General features: G+C 68.8%; 16 protein-coding genes. 12 read left to right on the top strand and 4 right to left on the bottom strand.

The window, feature by feature from the left end:
* Positions 1 to 53 precede the first annotated feature (53 nt).
* Positions 54 to 1,613, top strand: a complete 1,560-nt coding sequence (locus ACZ1DY_RS15220; protein ID WP_257487922.1) for an acyl-CoA synthetase — start codon at positions 54 to 56, stop codon at positions 1,611 to 1,613.
* A 68-nt stretch (positions 1,614 to 1,681) separates the two neighbouring features.
* Here the strand turns inward: ACZ1DY_RS15220 and ACZ1DY_RS15225 are convergent, their stop codons facing one another.
* Complete coding sequence (locus ACZ1DY_RS15225; RefSeq protein ID WP_465484740.1) at positions 1,682 to 2,470, bottom strand: crotonase/enoyl-CoA hydratase family protein; 789 nt, start codon at positions 2,468 to 2,470, stop codon at positions 1,682 to 1,684.
* Positions 2,471 to 2,528: 58 nt separating this feature from the next.
* Between ACZ1DY_RS15225 and ACZ1DY_RS15230 the strand changes: the two genes are divergently transcribed.
* Positions 2,529 to 4,145: an acyl-CoA synthetase gene (locus tag ACZ1DY_RS15230; protein ID WP_465484741.1), complete on the top strand. Its 1,617-nt coding sequence runs from the start codon at positions 2,529 to 2,531 to the stop codon at positions 4,143 to 4,145.
* 184 nt (positions 4,146 to 4,329) lie between these two features.
* Positions 4,330 to 5,436 (top strand): NAD(P)H-dependent flavin oxidoreductase, encoded by a 1,107-nt coding sequence (locus ACZ1DY_RS15235; protein WP_125675340.1) that lies wholly within the window; start codon positions 4,330 to 4,332, stop codon positions 5,434 to 5,436.
* A 194-nt stretch (positions 5,437 to 5,630) separates the two neighbouring features.
* Here the strand turns inward: ACZ1DY_RS15235 and ACZ1DY_RS15240 are convergent, their stop codons facing one another.
* Entirely contained in the window at positions 5,631 to 6,437 is an 807-nt protein-coding gene (locus tag ACZ1DY_RS15240) for a S1 family peptidase (protein WP_257487920.1), read from the bottom strand.
* A 326-nt stretch (positions 6,438 to 6,763) separates the two neighbouring features.
* On the opposite strand from ACZ1DY_RS15240, the gene ACZ1DY_RS15245 reads away from it, so the two are divergent.
* From ACZ1DY_RS15245 to ACZ1DY_RS15285, 9 genes are all read left to right on the top strand, one after another.
* A complete protein-coding gene (locus tag ACZ1DY_RS15245) occupies positions 6,764 to 7,540 on the top strand; it encodes a GntR family transcriptional regulator (RefSeq protein WP_126731455.1) in 777 nt (258 codons plus the stop codon).
* Positions 7,541 to 7,722: 182 nt separating this feature from the next.
* A complete protein-coding gene (locus ACZ1DY_RS15250) occupies positions 7,723 to 8,835 on the top strand; it encodes a TIGR03364 family FAD-dependent oxidoreductase (RefSeq protein WP_465484742.1) in 1,113 nt (370 codons plus the stop codon).
* On the top strand, positions 8,829 to 9,515 hold the full coding sequence (locus ACZ1DY_RS15255; protein WP_465485664.1) for a phosphonatase-like hydrolase: 687 nt from the start codon (positions 8,829 to 8,831) through the stop codon (positions 9,513 to 9,515). The genes ACZ1DY_RS15250 and ACZ1DY_RS15255 overlap by 7 nt, the downstream gene beginning before the upstream one ends.
* 4 nt (positions 9,516 to 9,519) lie before the next feature.
* Positions 9,520 to 10,539, top strand: a complete 1,020-nt coding sequence (locus ACZ1DY_RS15260; protein ID WP_457956115.1) for a 2-aminoethylphosphonate ABC transporter substrate-binding protein — start codon at positions 9,520 to 9,522, stop codon at positions 10,537 to 10,539.
* Positions 10,536 to 11,597 carry an ABC transporter ATP-binding protein gene (locus ACZ1DY_RS15265; protein ID WP_465484743.1) on the top strand — a complete coding sequence of 354 codons (1,062 nt, stop codon included), beginning with the start codon at positions 10,536 to 10,538 and terminating at the stop codon, positions 11,595 to 11,597. Before ACZ1DY_RS15260 ends, ACZ1DY_RS15265 begins: the two co-directional genes overlap by 4 nt.
* A complete protein-coding gene (locus ACZ1DY_RS15270; protein WP_257487916.1) occupies positions 11,594 to 12,451 on the top strand; it encodes a 2-aminoethylphosphonate ABC transporter permease subunit in 858 nt (285 codons plus the stop codon). Before ACZ1DY_RS15265 ends, ACZ1DY_RS15270 begins: the two co-directional genes overlap by 4 nt.
* Positions 12,429 to 13,226 carry an ABC transporter permease gene (locus tag ACZ1DY_RS15275; RefSeq protein ID WP_126731463.1) on the top strand — a complete coding sequence of 266 codons (798 nt, stop codon included), beginning with the start codon at positions 12,429 to 12,431 and terminating at the stop codon, positions 13,224 to 13,226. The genes ACZ1DY_RS15270 and ACZ1DY_RS15275 overlap by 23 nt, the downstream gene beginning before the upstream one ends.
* Before the next feature lie 36 nt (positions 13,227 to 13,262).
* The gene (locus tag ACZ1DY_RS15280; protein ID WP_465484744.1) at positions 13,263 to 13,730 is read left to right on the top strand and encodes a hypothetical protein; all 468 of its coding nucleotides are present in this window, start codon (positions 13,263 to 13,265) and stop codon (positions 13,728 to 13,730) included.
* A 167-nt stretch (positions 13,731 to 13,897) separates the two neighbouring features.
* Positions 13,898 to 14,293: a hypothetical protein gene (locus tag ACZ1DY_RS15285; RefSeq protein ID WP_465484745.1), complete on the top strand. Its 396-nt coding sequence runs from the start codon at positions 13,898 to 13,900 to the stop codon at positions 14,291 to 14,293.
* An 83-nt stretch (positions 14,294 to 14,376) separates the two neighbouring features.
* Here the strand turns inward: ACZ1DY_RS15285 and ACZ1DY_RS15290 are convergent, their stop codons facing one another.
* Complete coding sequence (locus ACZ1DY_RS15290) at positions 14,377 to 16,035, bottom strand: fumarate hydratase (RefSeq protein ID WP_465484746.1); 1,659 nt, start codon at positions 16,033 to 16,035, stop codon at positions 14,377 to 14,379.
* Between the two features lie 392 nt (positions 16,036 to 16,427).
* Complete coding sequence (locus ACZ1DY_RS15295) at positions 16,428 to 17,459, bottom strand: sigma-70 family RNA polymerase sigma factor (RefSeq protein WP_126731471.1); 1,032 nt, start codon at positions 17,457 to 17,459, stop codon at positions 16,428 to 16,430.
* Positions 17,460 to 17,663 lie beyond the last annotated feature (204 nt).

Below are 17,663 nucleotides of genomic sequence, written 5' to 3' on the forward strand. Positions count from 1 at the left end.
CTGGGCCTTGCTGACGGTTGCTCTTGAGTGGAACGCGTTCTAGATTTGCGAGTATGTCGACTGCCACCGGGACACTTGGGGTCTGGAACATCGCCGCACAGGAGCCGGAGCGGGTCGCACTCGTCGATCCGGACGGCCGCTCGATCGGCTACGGGGAGCTCGCCGCGAAAGCGAACGCGTACGCGCGGGGGCTGCAAGCCCTCGGGCTCGAAGCCGGGGACGTGGTCGTGGTCCTGCAGCCCAACGGTGATGAGCTCGTCGCGGCCTATTTCGCCGCCATCCAGTCCGGTCTGTACATCGTGGTGGTCAACTGGCATCTGGTCGGGCCGGAGGTCGCCTACATCCTGTCCGACAGTGGTGCCAAGGCCTTCCTCGCGCACGAACGCTTCGCCGACGTCGCGATCGCCGCCGCGGACGAGGCCGGGATCCCGGAGCGCGCGCGGTTCGCCGTCGGCGATGTCGAGGGCTTCCGCCGGATCGAGGAACTCGGCTCCGGCGAGGGCGACGGCCGTCCGGAGCGGCGTACGGCGGGCTCGCCGATGCTCTACACGTCCGGCACCACGGGGCGGCCCAAAGGCGTCCGGCGGCCGCTGACCGGCGCCGACCCCGATTCCGTGCCGGCCGCGTCGACGTGGTTCTTCGGGATCTTCGGGCTGGCGCCGCACGACGGCCACGTGCATCTGTGCGGGTCGCCGCTCTATCACACGGCGGTGCTGAACTTCGTCGCGATCTCCCTGCAGTTGGGGCATACCGCGGTGCTGATGGACCGCTGGGACGCCGAGGACATGCTGCGGCTGATCGAGCGGCACCGCGTCACGCACAGCCATATGGTCCCGACGCAGTTCCGCCGTCTGCTCGCGTTGCCGGACGACGTCCGCGCGGCCTACGACCTGAGTTCGCTGCGCGTGATGATCCACGGTGCCGCGCCGTGCCCGCTGGAGGTCAAACGCCGGATGCTCGACTGGTGGGGCCCGGTCGTCACCGAGTACTACGCGGCCACCGAGGGCGGCGGGACGGCGATCTCGGGGGAGGAGTGGCTCAGGAAACCCGGTTCGGTCGGGCTGCCGTGGCCGGGTTCGACGATCAAGATCCTCGACGAAGAGGGCACGGAACTGCCCGCCGGCGAGACCGGCACGGTGTACATGAAGATGGGCGACTCGAAGTTCGAGTACCACAAGGACCGGGCCAAGACCGACAAGGCGCGGGTCGGGGACCTGTTCACCCTCGGCGACGTCGGGCACCTCGACGAGGACGGTTATCTCTTCCTGCACGACCGCAAGGCGGACCTGATCATCTCGGGCGGGGTCAACATCTATCCGGCGGAGATCGAGGGCGAACTGGTGATGCACCCGAAGATCGCCGACGTCGCGGTGTTCGGTGTCCCCCACGAGGACTGGGGCGAGGCGATCAAGGCCGTCGTCGAGCCCGCGGACGGCGTCGAGCCCTCCGAGGAGCTGACCGCGGAGATCCTCGAGTACGCGGCGTCGCGGCTGGCGAAGTTCAAGCTCCCGCGTTCCGTCGACTACTTGCCCGAACTCCCGCGCGACCCGAACGGGAAGCTCTACAAGCGCAAGCTCCGTGACCCCTACTGGGAAGGCCACCGCGTCCCCTGACGCATTCAGTCCTCTGGATGCGGTAGTTCACCAGCGAACTACCGCATCCAGAGGACGAAACGCGGGGGTCAGCGGCCCCGGAAGACGGGCTTGCGCTTCTCGGCGAAGGCGCGGGGGCCTTCCTTCGCGTCTTCGCTCGCGAAGACCTCGATGCCGTACTGGGCGTCGAGCTTGAACGCCTCGTCCTCGTGCATGCCCTCGGTGTCCCGCATGGTCTTGAGGATCGCGCGGACCGCGAGCGGGCCGTTCGCGGAGATGAGCCCCGCGAGTTCGAGCGCCTTGTCGAGGGCTTTCCCGTCCGGGACGACGTGGCCGATCAGGCCGATCTCCAGTGCCTCGGCCGCCTTGATATGCCGTCCGGTCAGCAGGAGGTCGGCGGCGACGGTGTACGGGATCTGACGGGGCAGCCGCACGGCCGAACCGCCCATCGGGAACAGACTCCACCGGGCCTCGGACACCCCGAATTTCGCGCTCTCACCCGCGACCCTGATGTCCGTACCCTGCAGGATCTCCGTCCCGCCGGCGATCGCGGCGCCTTCGACGGCCGCGATCAACGGCTTCGTCAGCCGCCGTCCCTTGAGCAGGCCCTCGATCCTGCTGGGGTCGAACGTGCCCTTTTCGAACGAGTCCGACGGCGAGTTCTTCGACATCGACTTCAGATCCGCGCCCGCGCAGAACGCGCCGCCCGCGCCGGTGAGCACGCAGCACCGGATGTCGTCGTCCGCGTCGACCCGGTTCCACGCCTCGACCATGATCCCGAGCATCTCGCCGCTGAGCGCGTTGCGGGCCTCCGGCCGGTTCATCGTGACGACGAGGGTGTGTTCGATCTTTTCCACCAGCGCGTGCGGTTCGCCCACCAAAACCTCCCATAGAGCGGCCATTGCCCAGAACGATAACATGTTCTACTTTGAGGAAGTGGCACTCAACATCGCGGATCTACTCGAGCACGCCGTCGACGCCGTGCCGGAGCGCATCGCGGTCGTCTGCGGCGATCGGCGGGTCACCTTCGCCGAACTGGAAGAGCGCGCCAACCGGCTGGCGCACCATCTCGCCGCACACGGCGTGGGACCCGGATCCCACATCGGTGTCTATTCCCGGAACTCGATCGAGGCCCTGGAATCGATGATCGCCGCGTACAAGCTGCGCGCGATCGCGGTCAACGTCAACTACCGCTACGTCCACGGCGAACTGCGGTACCTGTTCGACAACGCCGACCTCGTGGCGCTGGTCCACGAGCGCCAGTATTCGGACAAGGTCGCCGCCGTCCTGCCGGAGACCCCGAAACTGAAACACGTTGTCGTTGTCGACGACGGAAGCGACGGCGACTACTCGTCCTACGGCGGCGTGGACTACGAAGCCGCGCTCGCCGAAGGCTCGCCCGAGCGGGACTTCGCCGAGCGCAGCGCCGACGACATCTACATCCTCTACACCGGCGGCACCACCGGGTACCCGAAGGGCGTCCTGTGGCGCCATGAGGACATCTGGCGCGCGCTCGGCGGCGGGATCAACTTCGTCACCGGCGAGTACGTCCCGGACGAATGGACGCTCGCCGAACAGGGCAAGTCGGGCAGCCTGGTCCGGCTCCCGGCGGCGCCGCTGATCCACGGCGCCGCGCAGTGGGCCGCGTTCGGCGCGCTGTTCACCGGCAGCCCGGTCGTGTTCGTCCCGCGGTTCGACGCGCACGAAGTCTGGAAAGCCGTGCAGGACAACAAGGTCCAGGTGCTCACCATCGTCGGCGACGCGATGGCGCGGCCGCTGATCGACGCCTACCGCGAGGGCGACTACGACGCGTCGTCGATCGTGGCGGTGTCGAGTCACGCCGCCTTGTTCTCCCAATCGGTGAAGCAGGAATTCCTGTCGTTGCTCCCGCACGTGGTGATCACCGACGCGATCGGTTCGTCCGAAAGCGGGTTCACCGGGATCGGCATGGTCAGCAAGGACAGCGATCATTCCGCCGGTCCCCGGGTGAACTTCGGCAAGGACGCGATCCTGGTGGACGACGACGGCGCGCTCGTCGAGCCGAAACCGGGCGCGATCGGCCTGATCGCCCGGCGCGGGCACGTCCCGCTCGGGTACTACAAGGATCCCGCGAAGACCGAGAAGATCTTCGTCGAGGTCGACGGCAAGCGGTACGTCGTCCCGGGTGACTACGCGCGCTACGAGGAAGACCTCACGGTGACTCTGCTAGGCCGGGGGTCACAGTGTGTGAACACCGGCGGCGAGAAGGTGTACCCGGAGGAGGTCGAGGGCGCGCTCAAATCGCATCCGGACGTCTTCGACGCGCTCGTCATCGGCATCCCCGACGACCGGCTCGGCCAGCGGGTGGCCGCGGTGATCCAGCCGCGTACCGGCAAGGAGCTCGACGTCGCCGCGCTCGAAGCACACGTGCGGACCGAGATCGCCGGGTACAAGGTGCCGCGCAGTCTCTGGCTCGCCGAGGAGATCGGGCGGTCGCCCAGCGGGAAACCGGATTATCCCTGGGCGCAGCGGTACGCCGCCGAGCACGAGCCCATCACCATCCAACCGGCGTGAGCAGCCTGTCGGCGGAGCTGAAGAGTCACCTGGAAAGCGACCAAACGCGTGAACCCGCCCGGCCGCAGGCCCCGCTATCGCGGTGGCAGGACGCCCTCTCCGCATTGGTGAGGCCGAGGACGGTCGGCGTCCTGCCGACGTCGATCGCGGACGCGGGTTCACCAACCGGCACGTAAGGAGTTTCATGCGGACGTCTCTGTGCGACCGGCTCGGGATCGACCTGCCGATCGTCGGGTTCACCCCGTCCGAGCACGTCGCGGCGGCGATCAGCCGGGCGGGTGGTCTCGGCGTGCTGGGCTGCGTGCGGTTCAACGATGCCGCCGAGCTCGACGCCGTCCTGTCCTGGATGGACGAGAACACCGGCGGGAAGCCCTACGGCGTCGACATCGTGATGCCCGCCAAGATCCCGGCCGAAGGGACGTCGATCGATCTCGCGAAACACATCCCGCAGGGGCATCGCGACTTCGTGGAGCGGACGCTGCGCGATCTCGCGGTGCCGCCGCTGCCGGACGACACCGACGAACGCGCGGGAGTGCTGGGCTGGCTGCATTCGGTCGCCCGGTCCCATGTCGAGGTCGCGCTGAAACACCCCATCCGGTTGATCGCCAACGCGCTGGGATCACCGCCGGTGGACGTCATCGAGCAGTGTCACGCGAAGGGCGTGCCGGTCGCGGCCTTGGCGGGCAAGGCCGAACACGCCGTGCGGCACGTCGACAACGGCGTCGACATCGTTGTGGCGCAAGGCTACGAGGCGGGCGGGCACACCGGCGAGATCGCGTCGATGGTCCTGCTGCCCGAAGTGGTGGACGCCGTCGGTGACCGCGTGCCGGTGCTCGCCGCCGGCGGGATCGGCTCGGGCAGGCAGGTCGCGGCGGCGCTCGCGCTCGGCGCGTCCGGGGTGTGGATGGGTTCCTTCTGGCTCGCCACCGAGGAGTACCTCCAGACCATGGGGGAGTCGGAGGCGATGCAGCGCGCGCTGGTCGCGGCGGGTTCGTCCGACACCGTCCGGACGCGGATCTACACCGGCAAACCGGCGCGGCTGCTCAAGACGCGGTGGACCGAGGCGTGGGCCGCGCCCGACGCGCCCGAACCGCTGCCGATGCCGCTGCAGAACCTGTTGGTCTCCCATGCGCACAACCGGATCCATCACGCGGCGGACCCGAGCGTGGTCTCGATGCCGGTGGGGCAGATCGTCGGGCGGATGGACCGGGTGCGCCCAGTCGCCGACGTGATCGCGGAACTCGTGTCAGGGTATGAAGAGACACTGTCGCGTTTGGACAAGACCCGCTGAGGTTGGCCTTCACCACTACGCAGGTGAGGCTGAGCCACAGCGGCCGAGCCCGTGTCGCGAAAGCCACTTTCGGGACATCAGGCGTCCCGAAAGTGGCTTTCGCGACACAGTGGCAGGCCCAGGAAAACGAGAAGGCCCCCTCCACCACGCCGTTGTGGTGAAGGGGACCTTCAGGGCATGCCGTGCGGTGGGAACTAGAGACCGGCGGCCGCGTTCTTGATCGCGGTCGCGAAGGTGCTCACCTCGGTGTAGACGCCGGGAGCGTGCGCCCGCGCGCACCCCTCGCCCCAGCTGGTGATGCCGACCTGGATCCAGGCGCCGGCGCTGTCGCGACGGAACATCGGGCCGCCCGAGTCACCCTGGCAGGTGTCGACGCCGCCGGAGTTGATGTTGCCCGCGCAGATCTCGGCGCTGTCGATCAGGTCGGCGTAGCTGCCGCCCTGGGCCTTGCAGGTCGAGTCGGAGACGAAGGGCACGTTGGCCTTGAGCAGGTAGCGCTGCTGCGCCCCGCCCTCGGTCGCGGCGCCCCAGCCGGCGACGGTGAACGTGCCGCTGTTGTTGGCCGTGGTGGTGGCGATCGGCAGGGTCGGGATGCCGCTGACCGGGCTGGCGAGCTTGATCAGGGCCCAGTCACCGCCGGTGGAGGTGGGATAGGTCGGCGACCGGTACACGTAGGTCGACTTGACCTTCTTGGCCGCCGTGCTCTGCAGGTCCACGACGCCGAGGGTGGCGGTGATCCCCGTGTTGGCCCCGGTCCGCGACACGCAGTGCGCGGCCGTCAGCACGATCTGCGGGGTGTAGAGCGCACCACCGCAGCCCATGGAAAGCCTTACCATCCAAGGAAATTCGCCCTGTGCGGCGCGCGTGCCACCGACCACGTCGGTCGACGGCGGCTCGGCGGCCGCGGCTTGCGGAGCCGTGGCGAGACCCGCCAGGGTTCCGGCCGCCGCGACGGCGATCAGGGTCTTTTTGAGCAGGCTGAACCGACGCTTGATGTCCAAGGGTTCATTCCTTCCGGCTGTCCACAGTGGAGGCAGGGAGACTGACTGCGGCCAACTGACTACAGCAGGTGGGCATACGCCGGGACAACCAACTTTCTTCGGATCTTTCGCCGATGGTGGTGATTAACGGACGTCCGGCCCCGGTCGCCGACGAATGGCGTAGACCGGAGCGCCCAACGCCGTTACTCCTGGACGGGCGGGCGCCGGAACCGCCGGAAGGCTGAACGGCCGCCGAAGGTGCCCTTTTCGGCCACGAGTGTGAGCGTGGCATGAACACTTCGTTCGGGTCAGTACAGGCATGGGGGAACGGGCCTAGGATCTGGATCGTGAAAGCGCGTTCGCCAAGACTACATCCACCCGCCGACGGGCCAGTCCGGGACGGAATTCCCGAGCACGGCCGCATTCCCCGCTATTACGCGGTCAAAGTCGATCTGCTCGAGGTGATCTCCGAATTAGGGCAAGGAGCGGTACTTCCCACCGAAAGGGAACTGTCCGAACGATTCGAGGTTTCCCGCGCGACGGTGCGCCAGGCCGTCGGTGAACTCGTGCTCGAAGGGCGGCTGAGCAGGCGGCAGGGGAGCGGCACGTACGTCGCGGGCCCCAAGCTCGTCCAGCCGCTCGCTTTGGTGAGTTACACCGAAGGACTCAGGAGGCAGGGCATTCAGCCGGGCCGGAATCTGATCTCTTTGGAACGCCGGGAAGCGGGTCCGTCGCTGGCTTCGGAACTGGAAATCGATCCCGAAGACGACGTCATCCACATCGAACGGGTGCTGCTCGCCGACGACGAGCGGGTCGGGCTGGAATCGACCTATCTCACCGCCGCGCGATTTCCGACGCTGATGGATGTGTTCGATCCCACACAGTCGCTCTACGCCTGTTTGCGGGAACGGCTCGGGGTCGTCTTCGACGGTGCCGAGGAGCGGGTCGAGACCGTGCTCGCCACGCCACGGGAGGCGTTGCTGATCGGGACGAACCCGGCGCTGCCGATGCTGCTGATGCACCGGACGTCGTGGGGGCCCGACGGTGTCCCGTTCGAGCGCGTCCGCTCGCTGTTCCGCGGCGACCGGCTCTCCTTCGAGACCCGACTGGGCCGAGTGGAGTAGCCGCCGCCCGCATTCGGTCCTCTGAACGCGGTATTTGTACTTTCAACGACCGCATCGAGAGGACGAAACGCGGCGTAATGTAACGCGAAGATAACAGGTCTGGTCCACATTTCGGTGGCACTTCACCTGCGGTTGGGGCGGGGGTCACGGAGCGTTGGTGCGCGCAGGCGAGCGTCTGCGGTGTGCGAATCCTCATCATCGGCGGCGGAGTGCTCGGCACTCAGCACGCCTGGCAGGCCGTCGAACGCGGCCACGACGTCGTCCAGATCGAACGGGAACCCGAGGCCAGGGGTGCGTCGGTGCGCAACTTCGGCCTGGTCTGGGTCGGTGGCCGCGCCAGTGGCCCCGAACTGGAGACGGCCGCCCGGGCGCGAGTGCTGTGGGAGCGCATCGGCGAACGCGTCGAAGGGATCGGCTTCCGGCCGAACGGCTCACTCACCGTCGTCCGCACGGACGCCGAACTCGCCGTCGCCGAGGCCGCGGCCGCGAGCACGGAGGACCGCGGCTTCAAGCTGCTCGACGCCGCCGAGGTCCGCGAGCTGAACCCGGCCTTGCGCGGCGACTACCTCGGCGCGCTCTGGTGCGACCGCGACGCCGCCGTCGAGCCGCGCGTCGCCCAGCCCGCCCTGCGCGCCGAACTGGCGAAATCCGGCCGCTACACCTGGGTGCCCGGCCGCGAGATCCGCGACCTGACCGAGCGCGGCGTCGTCGACGACACGGGTGAGACCCACGAGGGCGACGTCGTGGTGCTGTGCACCGGCGCCTGGACCGGTGGGCTGGTCAAGGAGCTCGCCGGGGCGACCCCGGTCCGCCGCGTGCGGCTGCAGATGGCCCAGACCGAGCCGCTCGGGGAAATCCTCACCACCACCGTCGCCGACGCGGACAGCTTCCGCTACTACCCGGCGTACCGCGGCGACGCGCTCGACGGCCTCAACGCCGGGCAGCCGCAGGGTGACATCGCCGCGGCCCACAAGATGCAGCTGCTCATGGTCCAGCGTCTCGACGGCTCGCTGACCATCGGCGACACCCACGAATACGACGAGCCGTTCTCGTTCGACACCACCGAAGACCCGTACGACCATCTGGCCGAGGTCGCCGGCGCGCTGCTCGGGCGGCCGCTCCCGCGCATCGCCCGCCGCTGGGCCGGGGTCTACGCCCAGACCACCGACCCCACCCGGATCGTGCACCGCGCCCGCGTCGCGGACAACGCGTGGCTCGTCACCGGACCGGGTGGCCGGGGGATGACCTGTTCCCCCGCCATCGCCGAAGACACCGCAGAGGAGCTCTCCTGGTGAACACCGAACTCGTCGTCCTGGACATGGCAGGCACCACCGTCGCCGACGACGGCCTGGTGATCCGCGCCTTCACCGCCGCGATCGCCGCCGCCGGAGTGTCCGAAGAGGACAGCCGTTTCCCCGGAATGCTCGACTACGTCGTCGAAACGATGGGGCAGTCCAAGATCGTCGTCTTCCGCGCCCTGCTCGACGGAGACGAGGAACGCGCCCAGCGCGCGAACACCGCCTTCCAGGACGCCTACGAGAAACTCGTCGCCGACGGCCACTGCGAGCCGATCCCCGGTGCCGAGCAGACGATCCAGGAACTGCGCGCCCAAGGCATGAAGGTCGCGCTCACCACCGGCTTCGCCCCCGCAACGCAGAACGCGATCCTGGACGCGCTGGGCTGGCACGGCCTCGCCGACGCCGTGCTGGCGCCGGGCGAGGGAGTGCGCGGCCGCCCGTACCCCGACCTCGTCCTCGCCGCCGCCCTGCGGCTCGAAATCACCGACGTCCGCGGGATCGCCGTCGCCGGTGACACCGCTTCGGACGTCCAGACCGGGCTGCGGTCCGGCGCCTCGATCGTCGCCGGCGTGCTCACCGGATCGGCGAAGAGGCCGGAGTTCGAAGCCGCCGGCGCCACCCACGTCCTCGAATCCGTCCGCGACCTCCCCGCCCTGCTGTCCCCCAAGGAGCTTTGACGACATGAAGAAACTCGCGGCCACCGCCCTCGCCGGGCTGCTCGCCCTGACCCTGGCCGCCTGCGGCGGAACCGCAGGCGGAGCGGCGGGCGACCAGACCGTCACGCTGTACACAGTGGACGGTCTCGAAGACTGGTACGCCCAGCGCTTCGAGGAGTTCAAGGCCAAGACCGGGATCACCGTCCAGGCCGTCACCGCCGGATCGGGTGAGGTCGCCTCCCGGGTGGAGAAGGAGAAGGCCAACACCCAGGCCGACATCCTGGTCACGCTCCCGCCGTTCATCCAGCGGGCCGCGTCGCAGGGCCTGCTCGCCGCCACGGCGCCCGCCGGGATCGACCAGGTCGCCGCCGGCCAGAAGGACGGCCAGGGCCGCTACTTCGCGATCATGAACAACTACCTCAGCTTCATCCGCAACCCGCAGGTCTCGCCCAAGACCTGGGACGACCTCCTGTCCCCGTCGCTCAAGGGCAAGCTCCAGTACTCGACCCCCGGTGAGGCGGGCGACGGCACCGCGGTCCTGCTGCAGCTCCAGCACGTCCTCGGCGAACAGGGCGCACTCGACTACCTCGCGAAGCTCGAAGCCAACAACGTCGGCCCGTCGTCCTCCACCGGCAAGCTGCAGCCGAAGGTGGCCAAGGCCGAGATCCTGGTGGCCAACGGCGATGTCCAGATGAACCTGGCCGCGATCGAGAAGAGCGGCGGTTTCGAGGTCTTCTTCCCGGCCGACGCGCAGGGCAAACGCTCCACCTTCGCGCTCCCGTACTACGCGGGCCTGGTGAACAACGCGCCGCACGCCGAGAACGCCAAGAAGTTCCTGGACTTCCTGCTCTCGCCCGAGGTGCAGGGCAAGGTCGTCGACGCCTTCGGCGCCCCGTCGCGGACCGACGTCACGCCGTCCGGCCCGCGGGCGGACAAGGTGAAGGCCGCCCTCGACGGCGTCGAGATCTGGCAGCCCGACTGGAACGCCGTCCTCGCGAAGCTCGACGCCGACCTCGCCGCGTACAAGAAGGCCGTGGGCCGATGACCCCGGCGGTCGAATTCCGCGGGGTCTCCGTCCGCTTCGGCCAGACGACCGCCCTCTCGCCACTGGATCTCACCGTGGCGAGGGGGGAGACGCTGGCGATGCTCGGACCGTCCGGCTCCGGCAAGTCGACGGCCTTGAAGGCGCTCGCGGGTTTCGTCGTGCCGAGCACCGGCCGGGTCCTGCTCGACGGCGAGGACGTCACCGAGCTCCCGCCGCACCGCCGCGGCCTCGGCGTCGTCGTGCAGAGCTACGCGCTGTTCCCGCACATGCGCGTCGAGGCGAACGTCGCTTTCGGCCTCAAAGCACGAAAAACGCCTCGGGTCGAGACGGCGAGCCGGGTCACCGAAGCGCTGGAGCTGGTCGGGATGGGCGAGTACGCCCGTCGTTACCCGCGTGAGCTTTCGGGCGGGCAGCAACAGCGTGTCGCGCTCGCGCGGGCACTGGCGATCCGGCCACGGGTGCTGCTGCTCGACGAACCACTGTCCGCTTTGGACGCCGCCCTGCGCGAGGACATGGTCGCGGAACTCCTGCGGCTGCGGGCCGAACTTCCCGACACCACGCTGATCTACGTCACCCACGACCAGGGCGAGGCACTGGCGCTGGCCGATCGGATCGCCGTCATGCGCGACTCGAAGCTGGTCGAACTCGGCCCGAGCCGCGAGCTGTACCAGCGACCCTCCACGGAGTTCACCGCGAGCTTCCTCGGCGCGTCCAACCTCATCCCGGTCGAACTGATCCAGGCCGACGGGACCAGGGTCCGGCTCGGTGACCGCGAGCTGGCGGCCGATCCGTCCGGGACCTTCCGGACGGGGCAGCCCGTCGCGCTCGGCGTCCGGCCGCACCGGGTCGGGATCACCGAGGCGGACGCCCCCGGCGCGCTGCCCGCGGTCCTGCGTGGGGTCCAGTGGCGGGGCACGGGCTTCCGGCTCGACCTCGAACTCGCGCACAACGGGGACGAGGTCCGGGCCGAAGTGCCGGACATCGAAGAGCTTCCGAGGGTGGGGGAACGGGTCGGAGTGTCCATTCCGGACGGTTGCCCGCTGGTGGGCGTCGGATGACCGGCCTCGCGCTCGCCACCACGGCGACGGCATCGGCGCGGCGGCGGGAGAAACAGCCAGGACGTGGTTGGTTCCTGCTGCCGCCGGTGCTCGTCCTGCTCGGCTTCTTCGGCTACCCGCTCGTGCTGGTCGTCCTGCAGTCCCTGGAATCGAAGACCGGCGAGTTCGGCTTTTCGGTGTGGCTGGAGGTCTTGGGCTCGGCGGAGTTCCGGGACGCCGCCTGGAAGACCGTCGCGCTCGCGCTCGGCGCGACCGCGGGCTGCGTGGTGCTGGGGACGTTCCTCGCGCTGGTGATCGCGTTCGTGCCGTTCCCCGGCGCGCGGACGCTTTCGCGGCTGGTGGACACCGTGCTCGCGTTCCCGTCGTTCCTCATCGCGCTCGCGTTCACCTTCATCTACGGCAGCGCCGGGATCCTGGGCGCGGGCGGGTTCCTGTACTCGCCGTTCGGGATCCTGCTGGCGGAGATCACCTTCTACACGCCGTTCGTGATGCGGCCTGCGCTCGCCGCGTTCGGCCAGGTCTCGTCGGCGCAGATGGAGGTCGCGGCCAGCCTCGGCGCGAAACCCGGCCGCGTGCTGCGTCAGGTGATCCTGCCGGAAGCCTTGCCGTCACTGGCTTCCGGTGCCTGCCTGACCATGTTGCTGGCGATGAACGAGTTCGGCATCGTGCTGTTCCTCGGTGCCAAGGACGTCACGACGCTGCCGATGCTGGTCTACGGCAAGGGAATCGTGACCTTCGACTTCCCGCAGGCGTGTGTCATCGCGGTGGTCAACGTCGTGTTCTCCCTCGCCCTGTACGGAACCTACCGGCGACTGACGAAGGGAGGCCGTCGTGCTGCTGTGGACCAGGCGTAGCCGCGTCCTGCTGTGGGCGGTGTTCGCGGTGCTGTTCACCGCGATCGTGCTGGCACCGCTGCTGATGATCGTGCTGGCGTCGGTCGCCGGGAACTGGACGGGACTGCTGCCGGGCGCGCTCACCGGCTCGCATTTCGCGCAGGCGCTGTCCGGGGAGACGTTCGCGAGTCTTTCGGTGAGCATCCAGACCGGGGTCATCGCGTCGCTGGTGTCGGTGCTGCTGGGGACGTGGGCCGCGCTCGCCGCGCAGTCCGCGCCGTCCAAGCTGCGGAAGGCCGTCGACACCCTGTTCCACCTGCCGATCGCCGTGCCGTCGGTGGTGCTGGGGCTCGCGCTGCTGGTCGCGTTCAGCCGCCCGCCGCTCGCCTTCAACGGCACGCGCTGGATCGTCCTGCTGGGCCACGTGATGATCCTGCTGCCGTTCTCCTACAGCACGGTTTCCGCCGCGATCGCGCGGATGGACCCGCTGCTGGCGCAGGCGGCGGCGAGTCTCGGCGCTTCGCCGGTCCGGGTGCTGCTGCGGGTGCGGCTGCCGGTCCTGCTGCCGTCGATCTCGGCGTCGGCGAGTCTCGCGCTGGCGATGTCGATGGGCGAACTGGGCGCGACGATGATGTTGTACCCACCGGACTGGCGCACGCTGCCCGCGAGCATTTTCGCGCTCACGGACCGGGGACAGGTGTTCCTGGCGTCGGCGAGCACGGTGCTGCTGCTGGCCGTCACCCTCGCCGGGGTGGTGATCCTCGGCCTGGTCCGCGGCCGCGCGGCCCAGCGTTGATGCAACCCTCGGTGAGCTTCATTCCGTCCTGGAACCATGATGAACGCAGCGAAGACGCTGGGCGCGGGGCTCGTGCTCGCCGCGACGGCGGCCTGCGGGGCGGGCGGCCCCGGAGCACCGGCGGACACGAGTACCCCTCCGGTCGTCACCACACCTTCGGATCTGCCCACCTCGCTCCCGGCGAGCCCACCGGGAGCGAAACCACCGATGTCACGGCCGACCGTCGGCCCGCCGCCCTCGGACAAGATGCTGCCGCCGTCCCAGGTCCAAACCCAGCTGCCCGCACAGGTCAGCGCCGAGAACGGCGGCCTGAACGTGCACCTCGAACTGAGCGGCTGCGACGAGGCGAGGGCGAACCTCGCCGAAGAGAACGCGCAGCGGGTCGTGGTCACCGTGACCATCGACCACGGGAAGCCGGGACAGATGTGCCCGCAGGTGATCCGCTACGCCGTCCTGCCGGTGAAACTCGCCGAGCCACTCGGCACCCGGACCGTCGTTTTGTGAACGGTCCGGGATGCAACCCCGCGGCGGCTTCGTTCCGTCCCAGTCACATGAGGTACTTAACGAATGTCATCGGCCTTGGCCTGATCGTCGTTGCGGTATCCGCTTGCGGGGCGCAGAACCAGGCAGCGGAGCCCGCGGCCGGACCCGGGAGCGGCACCCTGAGTACCGTGCCGCCGCCGTCCTCCTCGCCTGTGCCCGCGCCGAGCAGCAAGCCGGGGAGTCAGCCGGGTGTGCCGGGCGCGCCTCGCCAGGAGGTTCCGGAAGGCAGCACCAAGCTGCCGGACAAGCAGCTCGACGCGTCGGCACTGCCCGCGGACTATCCGCGTGAGGTGTACACCAGCAACGGCGGGACGGTCCTGAACGTCCGCGGCCAGGAAGGCGGCTGCGGGCACGCGACGGCGGAGGCCGCGCAGCAGGACGGGACCAGGGTCACCGTCAACCTGACCGAACTGAAGGGCCAGACCGGCCAGATGTGCACGATGGACATCCGGCATCCGGTGATCTCGGTGACGCTGTCGGCGCCGCTGGGCGAGCGGACCGTGGTCCTGAAGCAGATGCGATAACGCTCGCGGGCGCTATGCCCGCGAATTCCGTGAAGGCCTCCTTGCCTACCCTGAAGGTAGTGAAGGAGGCCTTCACGGACGTCTCAGCGGAAGCTGATCTGCAGCACCGGTTCCGAGGTGGCCTCGAAGAAGTCGTTGCCCTTGTCGTCGATGACGATGAACGCGGGGAAGTCCTCGACCTCGATCTTCCAGACCGCTTCCATCCCCAGCTCGGCGTACTCGAGGACGTCGACCTTCTTGATGCAGTCCTGCGCGAGCCGCGCGGCCGGGCCGCCGATCGAGCCGAGGTAGAACCCGCCGTGCTCGTTGCACGCGGCGGTCACCTTCTTGGACCGGTTCCCCTTCGCCAGCATCACCAGCGAACCGCCCGCGGCCTGGAACTGCTCGACGTAGGAGTCCATACGGCCCGCGGTCGTCGGCCCGAAGGAGCCCGACGCGTAACCCTCGGGCGTCTTCGCCGGGCCCGCGTAGTACACGGGGTGGTCGCGAAGGTACTGAGGCATCTCTTCGCCCGCGTCGAGCCGCTCGGCGATCTTCGCGTGCGCGATGTCGCGGGCGACGACGAGCGGACCGGTCAGCGACAGGCGGGTCTTCACCGGCAGCTGCGAGAGCTGCGCGCGGATCTCGGCCATCGGCCGGTTGAGGTCGACGGTCACCACCTCGTCGGACAGGTCGTCCTCGGTGACGTCCGGCAGGAACCGCGCCGGATCGCGTTCCAGCTGCTCCAGGAAGACGCCGTCGGCGGTGATCTTCGCCTTCGCCTGGCGGTCGGCCGAACACGAGACAGCGACACCGACCGGGCAGGACGCGCCGTGGCGCGGCAGGCGGATCACCCGGACGTCGTGGCAGAAGTACTTGCCGCCGAACTGCGCGCCGATGCCGAACTGGCGCGTCATCTCCAGCACCTGCTGTTCGAGGTCCACGTCGCGGAAACCGTGGCCCAGCTCGGAACCCTCGGTGGGCAGGTCGTCGAGGTAACGGGCGGAAGCGAGCTTCGCGACCTTCAGGTTGAACTCCGCCGACGTGCCGCCGACGACGATCGCGAGGTGGTACGGCGGGCAGGCCGCGGTGCCGAGGCTGCGCAGCTTCTCGTCGAGGAACTTCGCGAGCCGCTTCGGGTTCAGCACGGCTTTCGTTTCCTGATAGAGGAACGTCTTGTTCGCGCTGCCGCCACCCTTGGCCATGAACAGGAATTCGTAGCTCGGGTCGCCGGCTCCATCTTTGTGATAGAGCTCGATCTGCGCGGGCAAGTTGGTGCCCGTATTGCGCTCGTCCCAGAAATTCACCGGCGCCATCTGCGAATAGCGCAGATTCAACTCCTGATAGGCGTCGAAAATACCGCGGGACAGCGCGCGCTCGTCGTCGGCGCCGGTGAGCACGCCCTCGCCGCGTTTGCCGATCACGATCGCGGTGCCGGTGTCCTGGCACATCGGGAGGACGCCGCCGGCGGAGATCGCCGCGTTGCGCAGCAGGTCCATCGCGACGAACCGGTCGTTGCCGCTGGCCTCGGGGTCGTCGACGATCGCGCGCAGCTGCGCGAGGTGTGACGTGCGCAACAGGTGCTGGATGTCGGTGATCGCGGTTTTGGCGAGCCTGGTCAGCGCCTCGGGCTCGACCTTGAGGAACTTCCGGCCCGCGGCTTCGACGACCTCGACACCTTCGGTGCCGATCAGTCGGTACTCGGTGCGGGTGTCCTTGGCGAGGGGAAGGACTTCGGTGTACTGGAACGTGGTGGGCGCCACTGCGCGGGCTCCTTTGCCGGCATCGGGAACCCGCCCACGGTACCCAAGCCCAGGGCCCGGCCCGGAGAGGCCACGGCGGAAGTAACCGGGGCCACTGCCGGTGGGTGCCGGCGCGCGTGGGTCGTGAGTGGCGTTTCGGGTTCTAACCCGAAACGCCACTCACGACCCACGGGACCGAGTGCAATTCCCGCGCTGCAATTTGTCGTCGCGCCGGACAAAGAGTTCGGGAGGCCGGGCCCACCCCGACGGACCCGACCTCCCGGGGAAAGCGATCCGGGTGCGAACACCCGACCGCGAAGACTTATTACCTGCTCGACGGTCTCGTGACGCAGGTCATAAGTCAACGCTGCCGAACGGGTGTTGCTTTTCCGAGCCGAAACGGCTCAATCGCATTACGAAGCGTAGGCGCGCAGGCGGTCCGCCCGCTCACCCTGACGCAGCTTCGACATGACCTCTCGCTCGATCTGCCGAACGCGCTCACGGGACAGCCCGAAGTGCTTGCCGATCTGGTCGAGCGTGCGCGGCTGGCCGTCGTCGAGGCCGTAGCGCAGGCGGATCACCTGGGACTCGCGGTCGTCCAGCGTCGCGAGCACGCGGCGCAGGTCGTCCTGGAGCAGACCGGAGATCACGGCGCTCTCGGCGTCGGTCGCCTCGGAGTCCTCGATGAAGTCACCGAGCGGGGCGTCCTCCTCGGTGCCGACCGGCATGTCGAGGCTCACCGGGTCACGCGAGTGGTCGAGCAGGTCGGAGATCTTGTGCGCCGGGATACCCGATTCGGCGGCCAGCTCCTCGTGGGTGGCGTCCCGGCCGAGCTGCTGGTGCAGGTCGCGCTTGATGCGGGCCAGCTTGTTCACCTGTTCCACCAGGTGGACCGGCAGCCGGATGGTGCGTCCCTGGTCGGCCATCCCCCTGGTGATGGCCTGGCGGATCCACCAGGTGGCGTACGTCGAGAACTTGAACCCCTTGGAGTAGTCGAACTTCTCCACCGCGCGGATCAGACCCAGGTTCCCCTCCTGGATCAGGTCGAGCAGCGGCATCCCCCGGCCGGTGTAGCGCTTCGCGAGCGAGACCACGAGGCGGAGGTTGGCCTCCAGCAGGTGGTTCTTCGCGATGTGGCCGTCACGCACCAAGGCGGACATCTCCGAACGCCGCTTCGGCGTGAGACCCTCGGCCGTGTCGAGCATGTGCTGGGCGAACACGCCCGCTTCGATGCGCTTGGCCAGCTCGACCTCGTCGGCGGCGGACAGCAGCGCCGTCTTGCCGATTCCGTTGAGGTACACGCGAACGAGGTCCGCGGCCGGGCTCTGGGCGTCGAGGTCGGCGTCGGTGAGCGCCCCCGTGCTCACCGGCTCCTGGGTGGATTGCGCCGGGATACGGCGCTCGCGAATCCCGCGCGCTTCGCGTTCGAGAGTCTGGACTGACATTCTGCCTCCCCGGTCACGGGCTGAACGTGCTGCGGTCGTCCGCCGGGTCCGTCTCGGTGTAGCAGGCCCTGTGGAAAACCGGCTACTCCTCCTCGGCCCAGCTTGGCTGGACACTTGGCTCAACGCCGGGAGGTCCGAAAACGTTCCCGGCCGCTACAGAGGAGACGGGCGGCTGACCTGGGGCGTTGCTCCACCAACCCTGAG

It is taken from the genome of Amycolatopsis sp. PSD-21 (assembly GCF_055561455.1).

Excerpts from the sequence above, each read along its gene's own strand:
- ACZ1DY_RS15295 (WP_126731471.1), bottom strand. The coding sequence starts at position 17,459 with ATGTCAGTCCAGACTCTCGAACGCGAAGCGCGCGGGATTCGCGAGCGC.
- ACZ1DY_RS15220 (WP_257487922.1), top strand. The coding sequence starts at position 54 with ATGTCGACTGCCACCGGGACACTTGGGGTCTGGAACATCGCCGCACAG.
- ACZ1DY_RS15235 (WP_125675340.1), top strand. The coding sequence starts at position 4,330 with ATGCGGACGTCTCTGTGCGACCGGCTCGGGATCGACCTGCCGATCGTC.
- ACZ1DY_RS15260 (WP_457956115.1), top strand. The coding sequence starts at position 9,520 with ATGAAGAAACTCGCGGCCACCGCCCTCGCCGGGCTGCTCGCCCTGACC.
- ACZ1DY_RS15270 (WP_257487916.1), top strand. The coding sequence starts at position 11,594 with ATGACCGGCCTCGCGCTCGCCACCACGGCGACGGCATCGGCGCGGCGG.
- ACZ1DY_RS15280 (WP_465484744.1), top strand. The coding sequence starts at position 13,263 with ATGATGAACGCAGCGAAGACGCTGGGCGCGGGGCTCGTGCTCGCCGCG.
- ACZ1DY_RS15265 (WP_465484743.1), top strand. The coding sequence starts at position 10,536 with ATGACCCCGGCGGTCGAATTCCGCGGGGTCTCCGTCCGCTTCGGCCAG.